17 protein-coding genes are annotated in these 21,797 nt (G+C 67.2%); 9 read left to right on the top strand and 8 right to left on the bottom strand.

The window, feature by feature from the left end:
• Positions 1-14: 14 nt before the first annotated feature.
• Together ACZ1I5_RS16730 and ACZ1I5_RS16725 are read left to right on the top strand one after the other, a co-directional pair.
• Positions 15-992 (top strand): LacI family DNA-binding transcriptional regulator, encoded by a 978-nt coding sequence (locus ACZ1I5_RS16730; protein ID WP_465170367.1) that lies wholly within the window; start codon positions 15-17, stop codon positions 990-992.
• Between the two features lie 74 nt (positions 993-1,066).
• The gene (locus ACZ1I5_RS16725) at positions 1,067-2,005 is read left to right on the top strand and encodes an SMP-30/gluconolactonase/LRE family protein (protein WP_465170366.1); all 939 of its coding nucleotides are present in this window, start codon (positions 1,067-1,069) and stop codon (positions 2,003-2,005) included.
• A gap of 17 nt (positions 2,006-2,022) precedes the next feature.
• On the opposite strand, the gene ACZ1I5_RS16720 is transcribed toward ACZ1I5_RS16725, so the two are convergent.
• Entirely contained in the window at positions 2,023-2,406 is a 384-nt protein-coding gene (locus ACZ1I5_RS16720) for a carboxymuconolactone decarboxylase family protein (RefSeq protein ID WP_465170365.1), read from the bottom strand.
• A 106-nt stretch (positions 2,407-2,512) separates the two neighbouring features.
• Here ACZ1I5_RS16720 and ACZ1I5_RS16715 point away from each other — a divergent pair, with 106 nt between their 5' ends.
• Positions 2,513-3,241, top strand: coding sequence for an SDR family NAD(P)-dependent oxidoreductase (locus ACZ1I5_RS16715; RefSeq protein WP_465170364.1), 729 nt, complete (start codon positions 2,513-2,515; stop codon positions 3,239-3,241).
• Between the two features lie 3 nt (positions 3,242-3,244).
• Here ACZ1I5_RS16715 and ACZ1I5_RS16710 read toward each other — a convergent pair whose 3' ends face one another.
• Together ACZ1I5_RS16710 and ACZ1I5_RS16705 are read right to left on the bottom strand one after the other, a co-directional pair.
• Positions 3,245-4,852, bottom strand: a complete 1,608-nt coding sequence (locus ACZ1I5_RS16710) for a thiamine pyrophosphate-binding protein (RefSeq protein WP_465170363.1) — start codon at positions 4,850-4,852, stop codon at positions 3,245-3,247.
• 26 nt (positions 4,853-4,878) lie between these two features.
• Positions 4,879-5,808: a TauD/TfdA dioxygenase family protein gene (locus ACZ1I5_RS16705; RefSeq protein ID WP_465170362.1), complete on the bottom strand. Its 930-nt coding sequence runs from the start codon at positions 5,806-5,808 to the stop codon at positions 4,879-4,881.
• Positions 5,809-6,203: 395 nt separating this feature from the next.
• Here ACZ1I5_RS16705 and ACZ1I5_RS16700 point away from each other — a divergent pair, with 395 nt between their 5' ends.
• A complete protein-coding gene (locus ACZ1I5_RS16700) occupies positions 6,204-8,018 on the top strand; it encodes an NAD(P)/FAD-dependent oxidoreductase (RefSeq protein ID WP_465170361.1) in 1,815 nt (604 codons plus the stop codon).
• A 316-nt stretch (positions 8,019-8,334) separates the two neighbouring features.
• Here the strand turns inward: ACZ1I5_RS16700 and ACZ1I5_RS16695 are convergent, their stop codons facing one another.
• The 4 genes from ACZ1I5_RS16695 to ACZ1I5_RS16680 form a co-directional block, all read right to left on the bottom strand.
• Entirely contained in the window at positions 8,335-8,874 is a 540-nt protein-coding gene (locus ACZ1I5_RS16695; RefSeq protein WP_465170360.1) for a carboxymuconolactone decarboxylase family protein, read from the bottom strand.
• Positions 8,875-8,878: 4 nt separating this feature from the next.
• The gene (locus ACZ1I5_RS16690) at positions 8,879-10,564 is read right to left on the bottom strand and encodes a thiamine pyrophosphate-binding protein (protein WP_465173989.1); all 1,686 of its coding nucleotides are present in this window, start codon (positions 10,562-10,564) and stop codon (positions 8,879-8,881) included.
• 39 nt (positions 10,565-10,603) lie between these two features.
• Positions 10,604-11,341, bottom strand: a complete 738-nt coding sequence (locus ACZ1I5_RS16685) for a cyclase family protein (protein WP_465170359.1) — start codon at positions 11,339-11,341, stop codon at positions 10,604-10,606.
• Positions 11,342-11,453: 112 nt separating this feature from the next.
• Entirely contained in the window at positions 11,454-12,941 is a 1,488-nt protein-coding gene (locus ACZ1I5_RS16680; protein WP_465170358.1) for an aldehyde dehydrogenase, read from the bottom strand.
• Positions 12,942-13,115: 174 nt separating this feature from the next.
• On the opposite strand from ACZ1I5_RS16680, the gene ACZ1I5_RS16675 reads away from it, so the two are divergent.
• Positions 13,116-14,771, top strand: coding sequence for a GMC family oxidoreductase (locus tag ACZ1I5_RS16675; protein WP_465170357.1), 1,656 nt, complete (start codon positions 13,116-13,118; stop codon positions 14,769-14,771).
• Positions 14,771-15,946: a mandelate racemase/muconate lactonizing enzyme family protein gene (locus ACZ1I5_RS16670; protein WP_465170356.1), complete on the top strand. Its 1,176-nt coding sequence runs from the start codon at positions 14,771-14,773 to the stop codon at positions 15,944-15,946. The genes ACZ1I5_RS16675 and ACZ1I5_RS16670 overlap by 1 nt, the downstream gene beginning before the upstream one ends.
• Before the next feature lie 298 nt (positions 15,947-16,244).
• On the opposite strand, the gene ACZ1I5_RS16665 is transcribed toward ACZ1I5_RS16670, so the two are convergent.
• On the bottom strand, positions 16,245-17,189 hold the full coding sequence (locus ACZ1I5_RS16665) for a LysR substrate-binding domain-containing protein (protein WP_465170355.1): 945 nt from the start codon (positions 17,187-17,189) through the stop codon (positions 16,245-16,247).
• A gap of 186 nt (positions 17,190-17,375) precedes the next feature.
• Between ACZ1I5_RS16665 and tcuA the strand changes: the two genes are divergently transcribed.
• The 3 genes from tcuA to ACZ1I5_RS16650 are packed head-to-tail and all read left to right on the top strand — an operon-like array spanning position 17,376 to position 21,797.
• A complete protein-coding gene (tcuA, locus tag ACZ1I5_RS16660; RefSeq protein ID WP_465170354.1) occupies positions 17,376-18,914 on the top strand; it encodes an FAD-dependent tricarballylate dehydrogenase TcuA in 1,539 nt (512 codons plus the stop codon).
• Between the two features lie 32 nt (positions 18,915-18,946).
• Positions 18,947-20,353, top strand: coding sequence for an MmgE/PrpD family protein (locus tag ACZ1I5_RS16655; protein ID WP_465170353.1), 1,407 nt, complete (start codon positions 18,947-18,949; stop codon positions 20,351-20,353).
• Between the two features lie 28 nt (positions 20,354-20,381).
• Positions 20,382-21,797: an MmgE/PrpD family protein gene (locus ACZ1I5_RS16650; protein WP_465170352.1), complete on the top strand. Its 1,416-nt coding sequence runs from the start codon at positions 20,382-20,384 to the stop codon at positions 21,795-21,797.

Below are 21,797 nucleotides of genomic sequence, written 5' to 3'. Positions count from 1 at the left end.
TAACCGGAGTGCGCATGCGCGAAGTCGCCGCGCGCGCGGGGGTTTCCCGCATGACCGTGTCGCGCGCGCTCAACAAGCCGGACATGGTGACGGAAGCCTTGCGCACGAGGGTGGAGAAGGCCGTTGCCGACCTCGGATACGTGCACAATCACGTTGCGCGCAGCCTGTCGTCGAGCCGTTCGACCATCGTCGGGCTAGTGCTGCCGAGCCTCGAGAACTCGATCTTCGCGCAAACCATGAAGGGCATTTCGGACGTGCTGCGGCCGGCCGGTTTCCAGCTGATGGTGGCCGAAAGCGGCGATGATGCGGAAGAGGAAGAGCGAGTCATCGCGACTTTCCTCGCGCAGCGCGTGGCGGGCCTGGTGTTGCACGGTACCCGGCACAGCGCCACCGCGGCGCGCATGATTCGCGCGGCGGGTGTGCCGGTCGTCGAAAGCGGCGACATCCCCGCCGAACCGATCGACATGGTCGTCAGCTATTCGAACCGCGCCGCCTCCAAGGCGATGACCCTGCATCTCGCGCGGCTGGGATATCGCCGGATCGTCTTCGCCGGGTTGGCGCACAATCCGCGCGCGACCGAGCGCGAACTCGGGTTTCGCGACGCGCTGGAGGAATTGGGGCGGCCCTTCGATCCGCGCCTGACCATCGCCGTATCGCGCGGATTCGTCGGGGGTGCCGAGGCCGTCGAATATGTTCAGCGCAGCATGCCCGATACCGATGCCCTGTTCTGCGCCGGAGACGTGCTGGCCGTCGGCGCGCTGTTCGATTGCGACCGGCGTGGCTGGAAGGTACCTGGCCGACTGGCCCTGGCGAGCTTCGATGACCTCGATCTGATGCGCTTCGTCAACCCGGCGATCACAGCCCTGCGCCTGCCGCGGTACGAGATCGGGCAGCGCAGCGCGAAGATGCTGCTCGCGCGCGTCGGGCAGGAGGAACTGCCGATCAGCTCCGTCGACCTGGGTTTCGAGATCGTGCATCGCGCCAGTGCTTGATCATGCCGATCGGGCATTTGCTACCTCACATGGAGACTGATACCGGTATCTAGCCAATCGGGAGGAGAGGATGGATGGGGACGGGTGTCGCTAGGAAGATGGTCGCCATGGCGACGATGCTTGCCGCGGGGCACGCCGCCGCCGCAGACGGGTCGGACACGCTGAACGGCCTGGCATCCCTGTGCGGCGCGTGCCGGGTAGAGCGCGTCGCGCAGTGCGGCGTGTTCGTCGAAGGGCCGAATTTCGATCGCGACGGGACGCTGTGGACGGTCGACTATCGCGGCGGCGCCATCCTGCAGGTCGTCGACGGCCAATGCCGGACGGTCGCGAAGACCGAGGGGCAGGCGAACGGATCGCGTTTCCACCCCGATGGCCGTCTGTTCGTCGCCGATGCGCAGCGCGGGCTGCTGATCTTCGATCCGCGCACCAGAACGCTCACGGTGCGGGCCGCGGTGGTCGAGGGCAAGCCGATCGTCGGCGCCAATGATCTCGTCTTCGACGGCGATGGCGGGCTCTACATGACCGCGCGCGTCACGGCGACGCGGCTCGAGCCCGATGGCATGGTGATCTATCTTCCGCCGGGCGAGAAGAGCGAGCCGCGCATCCTGGCCGATCATCTGCCCTTCCCCAACGGGATCGCGCTGTCGCCTGACGGGACGCGGCTGTTCGTCGGGCTCTATGCAGACAAGAGCATCATCGTGCTGCCGCCGGCGAACAAGCCGGCGCCCTATCTCACCAGCTGGACCTATCTGCGCACCGAAGGCGGCGTGGGCCCGGACGGGATGACCACCGATGCCGAGGGGCGGCTGTGGTGGGCCAATTTCGGCGACGGCGCGATCGGCGTGGCCGGGCCGACCGGGCGCTATCTCGGCCGGGTCGAACTGCCGCCCGAAGCCGGCAAGGGCACCACCAACGTGACCGTGCACGACGGATATCTCTATATCACCGAAGCGCTGAAGGGAGACATCTGGCGGGTGCGCCTCACCACGGCGGTGAAGCCGAGATTGCCGTAGCGCCGGACGGATGCAGGCTATTTGCCGGCATCCACCTCGGCAAAGGCCTCGCGGGCGATACGTGTCGAGTCGAGCCCGGCGGGCATGCCGCAATAGACCGCGACCTGCAGCAGGATCTCGCGGATCTCGTCGCGAGTAAGCCCGTTGGTCAGCGCCGCCTTGACGTGCAGCTTCAGTTCGTGCGGCCGGTTGAGCGCGCTGATCATGCCGAGGTTGAGCAGGCTGCGGTCGCGGCGCGACAGGCCTTCGCGGCTCCACACCTTACCCCAGCAATATTCGGTCGACATGTCCTGGATCGGGCGGCTGAAGTCATCGGCATTGGCGAAGGATCGCTCGACATAGTCGGCGCCGAGGACTTCCTTGCGCAGCGCGAGGCCGCGTTCGTACATGTCGTTGCTCATCGATTGGCTCCCGATACTGGTAGTTTTGCACAAGCCGCAGCCACGCGCTTGCCGCGCCTAACCGAATTCGATACCGGTAACAAGAAGCCAGATTGGGGAGATTTACATGGTTCTGGAGGGGCGGGTCGCGCTGGTCACCGGCGCAGCGCGGGGTATCGGGCGCGCCATCGCGTCGGCGCTGGCCGAAGCCGGGGCCAGGGTGGTCCTGGTCGATCTGGACGGTGCGGAGGCGGAGCGGGCGGCGGCGGAGATCGGCCGGGGGGCGACGGGACGGCAACTCGACGTGTCGGATGAGGCGGCATGCGAGGCGCTCGCCCGCGAAGTCGGCTCACTGGCGATCCTGGTCAACAATGCGGGGGTCATCGTGCCGGGCCGGATCACCGATGCCGACGCGCCGCGGAACTGGGCGCGCACGCTGGCGGTCAACGTCACCGGGCCGTTCAACCTGTGCCGGGCCTTTCACGCCCAGCTGCGCGAAAACCGGGGCGCGGTCATCAACCTCGCCTCGATCCGCTCGTTCGTCGCCGCCGGCAATGCGGCCGCCTATGCCGCGTCCAAGGGCGCGGTCATGCAGCTGACCAAGGCGCTGGCGGTCGAATGGGGGCCGGACGGAATCCGCGTCAACGCGATCGCGCCGGGGTTCGTCGAATCCGCGCTTGTCCCGGATTCGGAAAAGACCCCGGCGCGCGAGGCGGCGATCATGGCGCGTACGCCGCAGAAGCGGATCGGCGACCCCGAGGATGTCGGTGGCGCGGCGGTGTTCCTCGCCTCGGACGCGGCGCGCTTCATCACCGGTGTGGTCCTGCCGGTCGATGGCGGTTATCTGGCCGGGTGAGCTTCAGCCGCGGATCGCGGTGATCTGAGCCTCATACTGGCCCGGGTCGATGACCACGTCGATCAGCGCGGGGCCTTGCGCGGCCAGCGCCGCGGCGAAGGCGGCGTCAAGGTCCTCGACGCGCTCGACGCGGGTCGCGGCCCAGCCGAAGCCGGCGGCGATCCGGGCGAAATCGGTGGAGGAGAAATCCACGCCCGCCGTCGCGAGCTGGCGTCGTTTCTGCTTCTCGCCGATCAGGGTCAGCGACGAATCGTTGAACAGGACGACGATCGGTGTCGCGCCTGCCTGAATGGCCGTGCCCAGTTCGCCCAGGCACATCATCAGACCGCCGTCGCCGGTGAAGGCGATGGTGGTCCTCTCCGGCTCGACCAGGCTCGCCGCGATCGCGGCGGGCAGGGCGAACCCCATGGTGGAGAGCCCGCGCGAGATCAGCGACAGGTTCGGGCCGGGCGACTGCCACAGGTGCAGCACCGGGAGCATATGCGCGCCGGCATCGATCGTGATGCGGCTGTCCGCGGGCAGCGCGGCGATGGCCGCGTCGACCAGCTGCGACGGCGCGATGCCCGGCCCGGTCGGCGTTCGCGCGGCCGACCAGAGTCGCTGCTTGGCGGTCGCCAGCTCCTCGGCGCTCCAGCCCGGTGCCGGCATCGCGTCGGCAAGCGCGGCGAGGCCCGTCGGCAGGTCGCCGATCAGGGTCACGTCGCTGTCGACCAGTATGTGCGCGTGCGGGTGTTCGGTCAGCTCGATCGTCGGGATGCCGGCATAGCGCCACGGCTGAGGCGGGCCTTCGACGGGATCGAATCCATAGAGCAGGATCAGGTCGGCCGCGCGGATCAGCGGTTCCTCGGCGACGCCGCCGGCGTAAAGGCCGAGGCCGAGCGGCGTGTGTTCGGACACCACGCCCTTTGCCTTGTACGTGGTCAGCACCGGACAGCCCGAGGCGGCGGCGAAGGCGCGCAGCGCGTTGCCGGCCGCGCTCGACCTGGCCTGGAGCCCGGCGATCAGAATCGGGCGCCGGGCGTCGCCGAGCAATTCGCGTGCCCGCGCGACCGCCGCGTCGTCCAGATCCGCAAAGGGCGCGGGCGGCATGGCCGGTGGCGGCGGGCTTGCCGGACGACGGATGAAGGAGCCGGCGACCTCGAGATAGGCGGGGCCGTGGGGGTGCTCCTCGATGGCGCCGAGCAGGCGCTCGAGTTCGGCCAGCGGGTCCGCACCGCGCAGATCGGAAGACGCGCGCAGCATCGGCGCCAGCAGCGCGGGCTGGTCGATGCGCTGGTGGCTGATATAGGCCTGCCCGTCCTCATAGCCGTCCGCGATGAGCAGCAGCGGCACGCGATCGAGATCGGCATAGGCGACGCCGTTCGCGGCAGCGGCGAGGCCGGGCCCGCGCGTCGTCATCGCGACACCCGGCGTACCGGTGAGTTCCGCCGTGACGCACGCCATGATCGCGGCGGCGGTCTCGGTGCGCGTCAGTATGAATTTCATGCCTGCCGCCTCGGCGGCGGCAATGAAGTCGAGATTGCACTCGCCCCCCGGCACGCCGAACATGCGGGTGACGCCACGCTCGCTCAGGCGCGCGACCAGGGCCTCGGTCACGGTAGGGTGATTCACGATGATCGATATCCTGTGCGGGAGTATCAGGCGGCAGCCTGTTCCAGGGTCGGGCCGACATCCTCGAGCGTCACGCGCCGCAGATCGCGCGGGAAGACCTTGTCGTCATAGCGCATGCCGCGGTGCATCGTGCAGCGATTGTCCCAGATTACCAGGTCGTTGACGCGCCAGCGATGCGTATAGACGAAGTGGCGCTGCGTCGCATGTTCGGTCAGCTCACGGATCAGGGCTGTCGCCTCGGGCGTCTCCCAGCCCCGGATGCGCCCGATATGGGCCGACAGATACAAGGCCAGGCGCCCCGATTCGGCGTGATACCGCACGAGCCGCTGCGGAACCGGCGCGCACCGTTCCATTTCCAACGGGCTGAATTCGTCGAAGCCGAGTTGCGCGCGCGAGAAGATCAGCGAATGTTCGGCGACCAGATCGCGGGTCAGCGCCTTCAGATTTTCAGGCAGATAGTCCCAGGCGACGCGGGTATCGATATATTCGGTCTCGCCGCCCCGCGGCGGAATGACGCGCGCATGCAGCATCGACCAATAGGCCGGCGTCGGCTTGAAGCTGCTGTCGCTATGCCACAGCAGATTGCCCAGATTGAACATGCGTCGGCGGTCGTCCGCTGCCAGGATCTGGCCATCGGCACCCAGGTTCGAGATGTCGTTGATCTGCATGTTCGGCAGCCGCCGCCGCTCCTGGTCGACCAGCGTCGGGGTGGCCTCGATCGTGCCGAACTGGCGCGCGAAATCGGCCTGCTGTTCATCGGTGAGGCTCTGGTCCGGGAACACAAGGACGCCATAATGGTCCATCGCGGCGCGGACCTGGTCGATCTGTTCGGGCGCCAGCGGCGCGGAGAGGTCGATCCCCTCGACACGGGCGCCGAACAGCGGATGGATGGCCGCGGCGTCCAGCGCCAGGGGCTGCGAAGCCTGGTCGAGCGAAGCGGTGGTCTGCACCGTCATGACATTCTCCTGTCGAAACCGATCGAGGTCGAAATCATCCGGCCCGCCTCGGCAGTACGCAGCGACGTCTATGGGCATAACCGGCGCGTCGGCAACAGGGCGACTTCCGTACATTATGTAATGCTGATGAGCGAACGTACTGATAAGCAACGCTTAAATTGCCCGGAACACGGGTTTGATGATGATTAGTCATACTACCCTGCCTGGCGGGTATCGCCGGCATGAAAGGGCGCTATTCGCCATGCGTCTGGACAATGCCGCAGCGCGATTATGCAGCGCATCTCCAGTGCGATAACGCCCCTGCAAGGCCCGTATCGTCAGGGCGTTGCCGGGCGGCTTTGCCCGTCGCGCGGACTGGGATGAGTGGGGCACGTGGGGAGGGGATCGGTGTGGATGTGACGAACGGTACGGCGCTTCAGGATTGGACGGCGGCTTTTGTCGAGGCGTTCAACGCGGGCGATGCCGACGCAGTCGCCGCATTGTTCTCCGAAGAGGAAAGCTATTGGCGCGATCTGGTCGCGTTTTCCTGGAACATCGTGACGGTGGAAAAGCCGGATGGCGTCGCCGCGCTCGTCCGCAGCCAGGCTGGTCATGTCGGGCCGATCTCGATCTCCGCGGTGCGTCAGGCCGCTTCGGGCGACGGGCAGGTCGAAGGCTGGTTCGACTTCGAGACCCGTGCGATCCGCGGGCGGGCCTATGTCCGCCTGCGTGCCGGTGGCTGCTGGACATTGCTGACCTCGGGGCTTGCGCTCAAGGGCTTCGAGGAGCCGGCGGGGCGCCGCCGGGTGGAAGGTGCCGTGCACAGTGCGCTGAAGGAGCGCCGCACCTGGAGCGACGAGCGCGAGGAGGTCGCAGCGACGCTTGGCCATTCGGTCCAGCCCTATTGCCTGATCGTCGGGGGCGGGCAGGGCGGCCTGGCGCTGGCGGCGCGGATGAAGCGCATCGGCGTGCCCGCACTGGTCATCGACGCACTCGACAGGCCCGGCGATTCCTGGCGCAGCCGCTACAAGTCGCTGTGCCTGCACGATCCGGTGTGGATCGACCATCTGCCCTATCTGCCGTTTCCCGATCACTGGCCGGTCTACACGCCCAAGGACAAGATGGGCGACTGGCTCGAGGCCTATGCGAAGATCATGGAACTCGACATCTGGAATGCGACCATTTGCCGCTCGGCGGCTTTCAACGCGCGCGACCGGTGCTGGGACGTGACGGTCGAGCGCAGGGGTGAGACGATCACGCTGCATCCGCGCCAGTTGGTCCTGGCGACCGGCCTCTCGGGCATCAAGGCGGTGCCCGCCATTCCCGGCGCGGAAAGCTTTCAGGGGATTCAGTTCCATTCGAGCGACCATCCCGGGGGGGCGCAGTTCGCCGGCAAGCGCGCGGTCGTGATCGGCGCCAACAATTCCGCTCATGATATCGCCGCCGATCTGTGGGAAAATGCGGCGGACGTGACGATGATCCAGCGGTCGCCGACCACGGTGATCAAGGCGTCGTCGCTGCGCGTGTTGCAGGACCGCGGCTATTTTTCGGAGGACGCGGTCGAATCCGGCATGACGACCGACGATGCCGACCTGCTCGTCAGCTCGCTGCCCTTTCGTGCGCGCGAGCCGCTCGACCGGGCGAATTGCCGGGCGATCCAGGAATGGGATGCGGCCTTTTACGACCGCCTTCGCGCCAGCGGCTTCCTGATCGATTTCGGCGAGGACGAGACGGCGATCGGCGGCAAATATCCGCGCCGGGCCTCGGGCTATTATATCGACGTCGGCGCGTCGGATCTGATCGCGGATGGGGAGATCAAGGTTCGCAGCAATGTCGGCGTGGAACGGATCGAGCCCAATCAGGTCGTGCTCTCGAGCGGGGAGGCCCTGCCCGCGGACGTGATCGTCTATGCGACCGGCTATGGGCCGATGAGCGGCTGGGCGGCGATGCTGATCTCTCCGGAAGTCGCCGAGGCGATCGGCCCATGCTGGGGGCTCGGCTCTGATACGGCGATGGATCCCGGGCCCTGGGAGGGCGAGTTGCGCAACATGTGGAAGCCGACCGCGCAGGAGGGGCTATGGTTTCACGGCGGCAATCTCATCCAGTCGCGGATCCACTCGCTGCACCTGGCGATCCAGATCAAGGCGCGGATGGAAGGGATCGCGACACCGGTTTTCCATGCCCCGACGATCGTGCGTCCGCCATTGGGCGAGGGTGACTGGAAAGGCTAAAGCATCGAGCGGTAAATCTGAACCACAGCCGTTCGTCCTGAGTAGCCATTGAGCTTGTCGAAATGGCGTATCGAAGGACAAGCGTCACGCGCCACACCTGTCCTTCGATACGGGTCTTCGACAAGCTCAGCCCCTACTCAGGACGAACGGTTCTGATTTTACGCACGCTGCTCTAGAGCAGCGCTGGTCGCTTTCATCCACCACCCCCGTTCGGCCCCGGACTTGATCCGGGGTTGTCGAAGCCCCGCTCTTCTCTTCCTCGGAAGAAAGGACAGCCCTTCGACAAGCTCAGGGCGAACGGGGAGAGGTGATTCCTCTAGCTTTTCCAGCTCGCGACGGCGGTCTCGTCGGGTTCGACGCCGCCGAGCGCGGCCATGCGCGCGGTCAGCATATAGCCCCCGCACAGCACGACCATTTCGAACAGCTGTTCGGTCGGAAAGAACTCGCGCGCGCGGGCCAGGCTCGCGTCGGACGGCGACACGTCGCGCACCACCTCGGTGACGAACGTCGCGAGCGCGGCCTCCCGGTCGGTCAGGCCGGAGAAATCGCCACTGCGCATGGCGTCGCGCTGGGCGGCGGTGACACCGAGATTCTCCGCGATGCTCAGATGATGGAACAGTTCATAATCCGAGTTCGACAGATAGGCGACGCGCAGGATCAGCATCTCGCGCAGGCGCTCGTCGAGTGTCGAGTCGAACACCACCGCCCGGCCCAGCCGGCGCTGTGCCAGCCACAGCGCGTCGGGCGCATGCATCGCCATGCGCGAGACGTTGAGCACCCTCCCTTCCACGCCCGTCAAGACGTGGCGCTTCTGTTCCGACAGCGTCTCGGGGTCGGGATAGGGGAATCGGCTCATGGCTTCAGCCTCGCGTTGCGGGCCGCCATGGCGGCGGCGCGGTGATCTGGTCGTCGGTCATCACCTCGACGATGGTCGGCCCGTGCTCGGCCAGCGCGGAGCGGAGCGCGGTGGCGAGGTCGCCCGGTTTTTCGACCTGATAGGCCTTGCATCCGAATGCCTCTGCCGCGCGCGCATAGCTGACCGGGGTGAAGCGCCAGTTCTCGTCCAGCGCGGCGCTCTCGTGCCACACCGGCTTCTCCTGGCTATAGGCATTGTTGTTGTTGACCACCGTCACCGTGGCGATGCCGTATCGCATCGCCGTCTCCATCTCGGCAAGATGGTAGAGGAACGCGCCGTCGCCGTTGAAGCAGATCACCGGCCGTTCCGGCGCGGCGCATTTCGCGCCGAGCGATGCGGGATAGGACCAGCCCAGCGACCCGCACGCGCGCAACAGGCCCTGGCCGGGCCGGTCGAGATACAGGTTGCGCGCTGCCCACACGCCCGAATGGCCGGTATCGACCACCACGAGCGCACCGTCGGGCAGCGCCTCCGAAAGATCGCGGCACAGGCGTTGCGGCACGATCGGCACGGCGTCGGATCGTTCGCCGGGTGCGGCGGCCTCGGCCCATTCGCGCTTGAGGGCGGTGATCCGCGCGCGCCAGGGCTCCGGCGCCCCGCCTTCGGCATGTAGCGCCAGCTGGTCCAGAACCGTCGCCGGATCGCCCGCCAGCGCCACCTCGAGCGGGAAATTTCGACCCAGTTCGCGCGGATCGACATCGATCTGGATCGCCGGGATGCCGGGACGCGCGACCTGCCAGTCGCTGGTCACCATGCTGCCGGTGGTGGAGCCGACGAACAGGATCAGGTCGGCCTCCGCGACCGCGCGGTTGGCGGTGTCGCGCGCATAATTGCCCGTTACCCCGGCATTCAACGGGTGCCCGTCGGGCAGCGCCGCTTTCGCATCGAGCGAGGTCGCCAGCGGCATCTGCCATTGCTCGACGAAATTGCGCAGCCGGCCGCCCGCACCGCTTGACCGGATTCCGGAGCCCGCGATGACGATCGGCCGTGCGGCGGCTTTCAGCCGGGCCGCGGCGCGTGACACCGCGGCCGGATCGGCCGGCGCGCGCAGCCAGGGCGCGGCGGCGCCGTGCGGCTCGGGGCGGTGCGGCGACGAGACTTCGTCGTCGAGCATGCCGCCCATGAAGCCGCCCAGTTCGAGATGGACCGGGCCGGGAGGGCCGCTGGTGGCCGCGCGCGTCGCCTGGTTGAGCAGATCGGGCAGGCGCGAGACGGACTCGACCCGCGCGGCGAACCGGGTCAGCCCGGCGAATACCGGTCTCTGGTCGACTTCCTGGTAGAAATTGCGCTCCCGCGTATGCGGAAGCCCGCCGCCGGTGATCGCCAGTACCGGCGCATGGGCCATCAGCGCGTCGAGAAGCCCTGCGGCGAGATTCGCGGCGCCGATCGCCTGCGCGCCGCACACGCCGAGCCGACCCGATGCCCGCGCATAGCCGTCCGCCATATAGGCCGCCGCGGCTTCGGAATGCGCCGCGATCGGCTGCACGCCCTTCGCGCTCATCGCCTTGATCGCCCGCGGAGCGAGCAGGGGCATGTGAAAGAAGTGGCTGACCCCGCACTGATCCATCCAGTCCGCCAGATAATGGTGGCCGGTCGTCGATGATGCGGCGGGATCGGTTGCGCTATAGATGGCGGGTCTCCCCGATGCGGTGCGGCAGTCTCCGGACCCTCATGAGGCGAGCCGCCGGGCGTAGACGCGAGCGGGCGCACCATCTCCCCCGACGATGGGCAAGACGCCGAAGCGGAACTCCGCCCGCGCGCCGGCGAGCGCGGCATGGCCGGTCAGATGCTCGCAGATCAGGATGCCGCGCGCCAGCAGGGTCCGATGCACCGGCCAGTCGAAGCCGGGCGCGCGCAGGTGATAGACCAGGTCGGGCGTCGCGAAGTCGCAGGCGAGCATCTTGATGCCGCGCGTGACCAGCCATGCCGCTGCCTCGGCGTCCAGGCTTGGATGGCGATCATAATCGGGCGTGCCGAACCGGCGTGCCCATCCGGTGTCGAGCGCGAGGATGTCGCCCTCGCGCAGCATCGGCCGGCATCGCTCGAGCGTCGCGACGCCGATCACTTCGTCCTGTTCGGCCTCGATGTGCCACACCACGCCGGGGCCGTGCAGCCGGTCGAACGGAATCGAGGCGGCGTCGGGCGCATCGGCGAAATAATGGATCGGCGCATCCACATGCGTGCCGGCATGGGCGACCATGCGGATCTCGGTGACGTTGAAGGGGTCGACAGGCAGCGAGCGCAGCCGCTCGAAGCTCGGCGCGGGGAAGATCGACGCGCAGGGCATCGCCGGGGATACGGCGTGGCTCAGGTCGATCCAGTCGCCGTCCGGCCTGGAACCGGCCGGCGCCGGCAGTGCGCTCCATCCAAGCCATCCGCTGGCGGTCTGGTCGCAACGATCGCACATATCGGCCGCTCACCGTCCCGCGGTGTTTCGGACCGCAGGCCCGCGCGCTCGACCGACGATGCTTGCGCTCATGATCTCTCCGATCGTCATTCCATCTCGATTCCAGCCAAGGTCAGGTCTGCACCGCGAACGGATCGCGATCGTCTTCCGACAGGTTGATCATCACATTCTTGGTGGTGAGGAACTCCATCAGCCCCTCCTGGCCGCGTTCGCGCCCGACCCCGCTTTCCTTGACGCCGCCGAACGGCGTCTGCGCGGCGACGGCGCGATAGGTGTTGACCCAGACCATGCCGGTCCTCAGCGCGGCCGACACGCGGTGCATGCGGTTCAGGCTCTGCGTCCAGATGCCGGAGGCGAGCCCGAACGGTGTGTCATTGGCGATGCGGATCGCTTCCTCTTCGTCAGCGAACGGGATGATCGAAAGGACAGGTCCGAAAATCTCCTCGCGCGCCAGCGCCATGCCATTGTCGACATCGGCGAAGATCGTGGGTTGCACGAACAGCCCGTCGCCGAGGCCGTCGCCGGTCGCTGCCCCGCCGCCCGCGACGAGCCGCGCACCCTCGGCTTTCGCACCCTCGATGAAGGACAGGATGCGCTGGAACTGCGGCTCGTTCGCCGCCGTTCCCATCTCGGTCGCAAGATCGAGCGGGTCGCCCAGCCGGATCCGCGCCGCGCGTTTCGCGAGCGCGTCGACGATGCCGGGATAGACCGAGCGCTGCACCAGCAGCCGGGATCCGGCGATGCAGGTCTGGCCGGTCGCGGCGAAGATCCCGGCCAGCGCGCCGACCGTCGCTTTCCCGATATCGGCGTCCTCGAAGATGATGTTGGGGGATTTGCCGCCCAGCTCCAGCACCACCGGCGTCAGGTTGCGCCCGGCCGCGGCGGCGATCTCGCGCCCGGCGCGGCCGCTGCCCGTGAAGCTGATCTTGTCGAGCCCGCCGCCGGTGACCAGCGCCTGCCCGGTGCGGACGTCGCCCGTGACGACATTGAACACGCCCGGCGGAAAGCCCGCCTCCTCGACCAGCCTGGCGAATTCGAGCGTGGTGACCGAGGCGTGCTCGGATGGCTTGACCACCACGCAATTTCCCGCGGCCAGCGCCGCCGGCAGCTTGTTGCCGAGCAGCGCGATCGGCGAGTTCCACGCGGTGATCAGCCCGACCACGCCGAGCGGCTCGAGCGTGGCATAATCGAACATGTCGCGGCGATCGAGCGGGATCACCTTGCCCCACAGCTTGTCCGCATAGCCGGCAAAGAAGCGCAGAGTGCGCACCACGAAGCGCATCTGGCTGCGCGTCTCGCGCACGATCTTGCCATTATCGGTGCTTTCGAGCGTGCCCATCCGGTCCGCGTCGCGCTCGAGCAGGTCCGCCAGACGGTTCATCAGCCGCGCCCGCTCCACCCCCGGGGTGCGCGACCAATGCGTCTCGAACGCCTCGCGTGCCGCCGCGACCGCGCGTGCCACATCGGCCTCGTTCGCCTGCTGGATCATGGCCCAGGGCTGTTGACGGAACGGGTTGAGTGTCGGGAATTCCTCGCCCGAGCTCGCCGGGACCCACGCGCCGCCGATATAAAGCCCATAAGCGGGCAAAGGGTTCGGCACGCGTCTCTCCTGCGGGTCGTTGGGCCGGGTTAAGCGGATCGAACGATATGCTTTCCAATACCGTTTCCCTCTCCGGCATGCCGCCAGGGCATCGTGAACCGGAAAATCATATTGGTGCGGCGGGGCTGTCGACGCCTATCCCGCTCGGGCGATGGATCGGTCTGGGGATATGCAATGACAAGCTCGCGGGACAATTTTGCGGGCGATTTCGATTTCATCGTCGTCGGCGCGGGATCGGCGGGATGCGCGGTCGCGGCGCGGCTGTCCGAGGACGGGCGCGAGCGCGTGCTGCTGATCGAGGCAGGCCCGCGCGACACCAGCATCAACATCCATATCCCGCTGATGGTGGTGAACCTGCTCAAGGACCCCGCCCATACCTGGCCGCTGGTGACCGAGCCGCAGGCGGCGCTCAACGACCGCACCCAATTGTGGACGCGCGGGCGCATGCTCGGCGGGTCGAGCTCGATCAATGGCTGCGTCTATGTGCGCGGCGATCCGGGCGAGTTCGATTCGTGGGAGGCGATGGGCCTGCCGGGCTGGGGCTGGTCCGACATGCTTCCCTATTTCAAGCGCATGGAAAGCTATGCCCCCGGCGACCCCGCGACCCGCGGGCATGACGGGCCGATCGGTGTCACCAGTCTCAAGCATTTCGACGCGCTGGCCGATGCCTATGTGCAGGCGAGCGGGGAGGCAGGCTTCGATATCGTCGAGGATTATAATGACGGCCATTATGAAGGCGCGTCCTATCTGCAATATTCGACCCGGCGCGGCTTCCGTTCGTCGACGGCGGTGGGATATCTGAAGCCCGCGCGCAACCGCGAAAACCTCGCGGTGATGACCGATGCGCTCGTGACCCGCGTGGTGATCGAGGATGGCGTCGCCACCGGCGTGGAACTTCGCCGCGGAGGGGAGCTCAGGCGGATCGCGGCGCGCAAGGAAGTGATCCTGTCGGCCGGTCCGGTCCATTCGCCGGCGCTGCTCGAGCTTTCCGGGATCGGCCAGGCGGCGCTGCTGCGCGAGCACGGCATTCCGGTCGTCAGCGATCTGGCGGGGGTCGGCGAAAACCTGCTCGACCATCCGAACACCCGCCTGACCTTCGAGTGCACCCGGCCGATCACCATCAACGATGCGCTCCAGCGCCCGACCGTGAAGATCAGGGAAGGGCTGAAGTTCGCGCTTCTCGGCAAGGGCCTCCTGTCGATCTGCTCCGCCGTGGCGCATACCGTGATGCGATCCTCGCCTGAAGAACCGCGCCCGGACCTGAAGCTCCAGCTCCAGCCTTTCTCGGGAAAGGATCGCTACGCGCGGCGCCCGCAGGATGGGCTGGATGCGCATTCCGGCTTCACCATCGGCGTCATGGGCCTGCGGCCGCGGTCGCGCGGCTGGACTCATATCCGCTCGGCCGACCCGGCGGAGCATCCCAGGATCGACCCGAAATATCTGGACGATCCGCATGATGCGGAGGTGCTGCTCGCCGGGATCAAGGCAGTGCGCCGGATCGCCGCCGCGCCGGCGATGCAGCGGATGATCGTGCGCGAGACGCGCCCCGGCAGCGACACTGTCACCGACGAGCAGATTCGCGACTATATTCGTGAGACGACCCAGACGACCTGGCACATCGTCGGCAGCTGCAAGGCCGGGACCGACGATGCCGCGGTCGTCGATCCGGCGCTTCGGGTGCGCGGCGTCGGCCGGCTGCGCGTGATCGATTCCTCGATCTTCCCGACGATCCCTTCCTCCAACACCAACGCCCCGACGATCGCGCTCGGCGAGCGCGGGGCGGAAATGGTGCTGAACAGCTGGCGCAACGATCACAGGGCGGTGGCGTGATGGCGATCGATCGGATCGAGATCCATGTCACCGAACTCCCGGTTCGGCTGAAGCGGACCTTCTCCAGCGGCAGCTACGATACCGGCCCGCCGGAGCAGCTGCTCGGCAAGCCCGTGCTGGTCAAGATCCATGCGGACGGCGTGGTCGGCGTGGCCCAGATTCGGCCGATCAGCCCGGGCCATTTCGTCGCCGATACCGTGCACAGCGTGGTCGCGGCGATCCGCGACATCTACGGCCCGCTGTTGATCGGGCGGCGGCTGGCGGATTTCGAGGCGAACGACGCGCTGATGACCTCGCGGCTCGCGGGAAATCCCGCCGCCCGGGCGGTGCTCGACATCGCGCTCCACGATGCGCTGGGCAAGGTGCTGGGCGTGCCCGTCCATGTTCTGCTCGGGGGGCGATCGCACGACAGCATCCCGCTCGAATGGTCGGTCAGCCTGTACGACGACGTCGCGCGCATGATTGACGATGCGCGCCGCGCGACCGACGAATTCGGCATGCGCGTGCTCTGCCTGAAGGCGGCGGGCAAAGGCGGATGGCGCACCGATGTGCGAAACTTCGCGGCCGTGCGCGAGGCGGTTGGGCCGGACGTGCTGATCGGCGTGGATCCGAACACCGGCTGGACCGTCGCCGAAACCGTCGCCGCGCTCGATGCGATGCACGACATGGACGTCGGCTATTGCGAGCAGCCGATCGAGCGCCGCAACCTCGCCGGGCTGGCGGCGATCCGCGCGCAGGCGCGGGGCGTGCCGATCATGGCGGACGAAAGCCTGTTCACCGTCCAGGATGCCGCGGAGCTCGCGCGCAGCTGCGCGGTCGATATATTCTGCATCAAGCTGTACAAGGTCGGCGGGCTGACGCCGGCCAGGCGCATGCTGGCGATCGCCGACGCCTTCGATATCGGTATCAATTGCGGTGGCCTCGCGGTCGCATCGCAGTTCGAGGCGGCGGCCGCGGCGCATTATTGCGCGGCGGTGCCGGCGCGGCGGACCTTCGGCGCGGCGGAATTCGTGTTCGGCGCCGGCGTGCTGGGGCCGGATCCGCTGGTGGCGGACGGCGGTTTCACCATCGTCGACGGCGCGGTGGCGGTGCCGACGGGTCCAGGCCTGGGGCTGACGCTCGACGAGGAGGCGCTTCGCCGCATGACGCTGCTGCACGAAGAGGTGAGGCGCTGAAGCGAAACGCGTTGAATATGCGCTGCGAGGTACCTCCTTCTTCCTGGCTTCCCCGGCGAAGGCCGGGGCCCAGTTGGGAAAGCTGAAGTAACGACGCGCAACTCCGCTCAGGATCGTCCCCCAACTGGGCCCCGGCCTTCGCCGGGGAACCGAAGAGGTGAACCGGATTTAGCACAGGTTGCTCCAGGACGGATCGGCGGAGAAGGGTTCGCGCGGAATCAAGGGCGCAGGGATGTGCCGGAGACGGATCATCTCCGCGCCTCAGCGCGAACCCTTCTCCATCCCCGACCCGCCGCCGTCAGGCGGCGCTACGCGCGTTGTGAACATTCTGCACGGCCTGACGCACGACGCCGGGCGTCAGGTGCGGCGCGACCGAGCGGATGAATTCGAGCAGATAGGGACGCAGATAGGTGTTCGAGCGCAGCACGACATGCACCGTGCTGGACGGCACCAGATCCCCCAGGGCGCGCGTCGCGATGCCGGTGTCGCGTTCCGGATCGAACGCCAGGTCGGACAGGATGCCGATGCCGAGCCCGAGCGCGACATAGGTCTTGCACACATCGGCATCGATGCCGCTCATGATGACGCGCGGCTCCAGCCCCGCGTCAGTAAAGGCCTTCATTACCTTCCAGCGGCCGCTGTAGCGCGTGTCATAGGTGATGATCGGATATTTCGCGACTTCGGCGAGCGTCAGCTCGGAAACGCTGAGCAGGGGATGGCCGATCGGCGCGACGATCATGCGCTTGATCTGGAAGCCGTCCAGTTTCACCAGATTGGGGAACTCGCGGATCGTCTCGGTCCCCACCGCCAGGTCGACGTCGCCGCCATCGACCATCTGGCAGATTTCCTCGGGATCGCCCTGCCGCATGACCAGCTTCACGTCGGGATATTGCTTCACGAACCGCTCGACGACACGCGGCAACGTGTAGCGCGCCTGGAAATGCGTCGTGCCAATGGTGAAGACGCCGCCATTGCCCGAATTCATGTCGCTCTTGAGCCGCTTCAGGGCGGCAACGTCCGTCGCGATGCGCTGCGCGATCGAAAACACCACTTCACCAGGCTCGGTCAGGCCGATGATGCGGTTGCGGGTACGGATGAAAATCTCGAAGCCGAGCTCCAGCTCGAGCAGCTGAATCTGCCGGCTGACCCCCGGCTGGGACGTGTTCAGGGACTCTGCTGCGGCGGAGAGATGATTGCCGTGCCGTACGATCTCGACGACGTATCTCAGTTGCTGAAGCTTCAAGGCTCACGCATCCCCGACAATGTTTTCATCGCATGCTAGGATGCCATAATATTTCGTGCAAGCATAGCCCCGCTCGCTAGAACGATCCCCGTCGGCAGCGCGAATAGCGCGCTGCATCGCTGAAATTGTTGCAGAAAGTCGGGTGCGTCGGCGCCGGTCGGCTGCTGCCTGCGGAAAAGGGCGGGGATGCGGAACAGTCTCGATCGCAGATATGACGTGATCGTCGTCGGCGGCGGCAACGCCGCCCTGTGCGCGGCGCTGAGCGCGGCGGATGCGGGCGCATCGGTCCTCGTGCTCGAACGCTCCCCGGAGAGTGAGCGGGGCGGCAACACATCCTATACCGACGGGCTGATGCGCACCGTCTATGAAGGCGCGGACGACATCCGCGCTTTCTGCCCCGACCTGACCGACGCCGAATGCGCGGTCAGTGATTTCGGCACCTATACCGAAGGCAAGTTTTTCGAGGATATGGGTGAAATCACCCAATATCGCACCGATCCCGAATTGTGCGACCTGCTGGTGACGCGCAGCCGCGCGACGATCCTGTGGATGCGCGACCAGGGCGTGCGCTTCTTCCCCAATTTCGGGCGCCAGGCCTATCGGGTCGACGGGCGCTTCAAATTCTGGGGCGGCGCGACGATCGCGGTGCAGGCGGGCGGGCCGGGCCTGGTCGACTCGCTGTACCGCGCGGCGGAAAAGCGCGGCATCGAGATCGTCTATGATGCCTGGGTGCGCGATCTCGTGCGCAGCGACCTCGAGGTGACCGGGGTGCGGGTCGCGGTCGACCGGCAGGAGCGCGAGATCCTCGCGAGCGCCGTCGTGCTGGCCTGCGGCGGGTTCGAGGCCAATGCGGAATGGCGCACGCGCTATCTCGGGCCGGGCTGGGATCTCGCGAAGGTGCGCGGCTCTCGCTATAATACCGGAGATGGGCTGCGCATGGCGCTTGACGCCGGCGCCCAGCCTTATGGTCATTGGTCGGGCTGCCACGCCGTGTCGTGGGAGCGCAACGCGAATGATTTCGGCGATCTGGCGCTGACCCCGCAATATCAGCGGCACAGCTATCCGCTGTGCGTGATGGTCAATCGCGAAGGCAAGCGCTTCGTCGACGAGGGCGCCGATTTCCGCAACTATACTTACGCCAAATATGGCCAGGCAGTGCTCGCCCAGCCGGGCCAGCTGGCCTGGCAGGTGTTCGATTCGAAGGTCTCGCATCTGCTGCGCGACGAATATCGCACGCGCAACGTCTCCAAGGTCCGCGCCGACACGCTGGAGGAGCTGGCCGACAAGATCGAGGAGATCGACAAGGCGCAGTTCCTGGCGACGGTCGCCGAATTCAACGCGTCGATCGACACCGACGCGGCGTTCGATCCCAATATCAAGGACGGCCGCAGCGCGACCAGCAACGGCGTGGTGCGCAGCAACTGGGCGTGCGCGATCGATACCGCGCCGTTCGAGGCCTATGCCGTCACCTGCGGCGTCACCTTCACCTTTGGCGGGGTCAAGATCTCGACCGAGGGCGAAGTGATGAACACCAACGGCCAGTCGATCCCGGGCCTGTTCGCCGCCGGCGAGATGGTCGGCGGCATATTCTACTTCAACTATCCGGGTGCCAGCGGGCTCACTAGCGGGGCGGTGTTCGGCCGCCTCGCCGGGACGAGCGCCGCCGCCTACGCGACCGCGAGGTCGGCATCGCCGGCCCCGGCCCCAGCCGCATCCGCTGCCTGAACGCTTCCATCCCCTGCCAGAAGAGAGTCCGCATGAACGCCGAAACCCAGATCGCCGTGCCGGGCGTCACCCGCGAAATCGCCGAATTCGCCGCCGGGCTGCGCTATGAGGATCTGCCCGACGATCTGATCGTCAATGCCAAGCAGTGCATTCGCGACAGCCTGGGTTGCGGCCTGTTCGGCGCGGACACGGAATGGACTCAGGCAGTGGTGCGCACCGTCGGTCTGCTGGGCCAGGCGCAGACGGCAAGTGCCTGGGGGATGAAGGTCAAGGCCGATCCGCTGGGCGTCGCCTTCATCAACGGCACGGCCGCGCAAGGCTATGAACTCGACGATTGCCACGACCAGTCGATGTCGCATTACGGAGCGGGCGTTATCCCGGCCGTGCTCGCCTGCACCGAGGGCGCGTTCGGCGCGTTCGACGGCAAGGACGTGATCCGCGCCGTCGTCGCCGGTTACGAACTCGGCACGCGGATCGGCAATACGGTCAGCCCCTCGGCCTTCCATCGCGGCTTCCACCCGTGCGGCCTCACCAGCACCTTCGGGTCGGCGGCGGCGATCGCCAAGCTGCTCGATCTCGACACCGATAAATTTGTCAGTGCGCTCGGACTGGCCGGGTCCCAGGCGGCGGGGCTGATGGCCGCGCAGTTCGGCGCGATGGCCAAGCGTTTCCACTCGGGCAAGGCATCGCAGAACGGCATCATCGCCGCATTGTGCGCGCGCGAGGGGCTGACCGGCGTGCGCGACGTGCTCGAGGCGCCCTATGGGGGTTTCTGTTCGACCTATTCGTCGGAATACGACCTGAGCTGGGCGACCAACGGCCTGGGCAGCGACTGGGAGATGCGCAAGAACGGCTTCAAGCGCTATTCGTCGCTCGCTTCCAGCCAGACCTCGGTCGATGCGCTGCGCGCGATCATCGCGCGCACCGGCATTCATGGCAGCGATGTCGCCAAGGTGCGCATCGGCACCACCGACATGGTCTATGTCCATTGCGGCTGGCCCTATGTGCCCAATGGCGAGACGATCGCCGCGCAGATGAACCTGCCCTACACGGCGGCGGTTACCTTGCTCGAAGGCAATGCCTTTATCGACCAATATAGCGACGACAAGCTGCGCGATCCGACGATCATCGATCTCGCCAATCGCATCGAGGTCTATGTCGATCCCGAGCTCGACGCCGGCGGCAAGCATGAGATGCGCGCGGTGCGCGTGGCGGTCACGATGAAGGACGGCACCGAGCACAAGGCCGACCAGACCTATCGTTCCGGCCATTGGCGCAACCCGATGTCGGAAGACGCGCTCCGGGACAAGTTCCGCGATCTCGCCGGCCGCGTGCTGCACGCCGCCGCCGTGACGGAGGTCGAGCAGATCATCGACAATCTGGAGAATGAGGCGGCTCCGTCGCAGCGGCTGGGCCAGGTGTTGCAGCAGGTCCGCTGACCATCCTCCACCATAGGGAAAACCGACGATGACGATGCTGGCCGAAGCCTTTTCCAACTACGCGGTCGGGCTCACGCGCGATGCGATTCCTCCCGCCGTGCGCGACGCGGCGCTGTGGCACATCGTCGATTCGATCGGCGTATGCATCGCGGGCGCCAATCCCCGGGAACAGAGCGGTGCCGCAGCGGCGAAGCTCGCGGGCGCCTGGGGCGCGGGGACGGGCGCGTCGCTGTTCGGGCTGGATGCCAGGTCGCGGCCGGAACTGGCCGCCCTGGTCAACGGCTCGCTCGCCCAGGCGCTGGAGATGGACGACAAGCACGGCTCGTCGCTCGCCCGGCCGGGATCGACCGTGGTGCCCGCGGTGCTCGCCGCCGCCGAGGCGCGGGGCGCGACACTGGCCGAGGCGATCGACGCGACGGTGGTCGGTTATGAAGTGATGATCCGGCTCGGTTTCGTCGGCGGCGATCGTTTCCTCGAGCGGGGCTACCATACCTCCTCGCTGATCGGATCCTTTGGTGTCGCGGCGGCGATCGGCCGCCTGGCTGGCGCCACCCCGGCGCAGATCGGCGACGCGCTCGGCATCTGCGGCACCTTCGCCTCCGGCATTCAGGAATCGACCCGCACCGGCTCGACCGCCAAGATCCTGCATGGCGGGTGGGGCGCCCATGCCGGCATGCTTGCGATCGATCTGGCGATGGCAGGCATTTCCGGTCCGGACAGCGTCTTCGAGGGCAAGTTCGGCTTTTTCCAGACTCATCTGACGCCGGTCACCGGCGACCTGGATTTCGCCAAGGCGGGCGAGGGGCTGGGCACGCGCTGGTATCTGCCCGAGACGGCGTACAAGCCCTATCCCTGTTGCCAGCTGCTTCACGCGTTCATCGAAGCCGCCAAGCAGATCCTCGCGGATTTCGCGCGGGACGGCGTGACGGTCGATGAGATCACCGGCATCGCGTGCCAGCTGGCCGAGCCCGGTCTGACGCTCGTCACCGAACCGCGCGACCGGAAGAAAGCGCCGAGCACGCCGCACGAGGCACGCTTCAGCCTCTATTTCGGCGTGGCGGCGGCATTGGTCGATGGCGACGTGGCGCTGGAGACCTTCATGCCCGAGCGCCTGTCCGACCCGCGCATCCTGCGGCTCGCGCAGCTGGTCGAGGCCTCGGTCGACCCGCTTTCCGATTATCCGCAACATTGCCCGGCGCGGCTGACCGTCGAGGCGGCGGGGCGTAGCTATTTCAAGCATGTGCCGTTCCACCCCGGTTCGCCCGAGGCTGCGCTGTCGCGTGACGACGTGCTCGACAAGTTCGCCCGCAACACCCGCTGGTATTTCGGCGATAGCGCGCGCGACACCGGCGTCGCGATGGGGGCGATGCCGGGCAGCGCGACGGTCGCCAGCCTGGTGCAGACCGTCGCCGCCGGCGTGCCCGGGATGCTGAAGGCCTCGTGA

The sequence above is a fragment of the Sphingomonas sp. BL-S-30 genome, from assembly GCF_055521475.1.
Note: the sequence above shows the minus strand (reverse complement) of the source record. Positions and strands in the feature narration are given on the sequence as shown.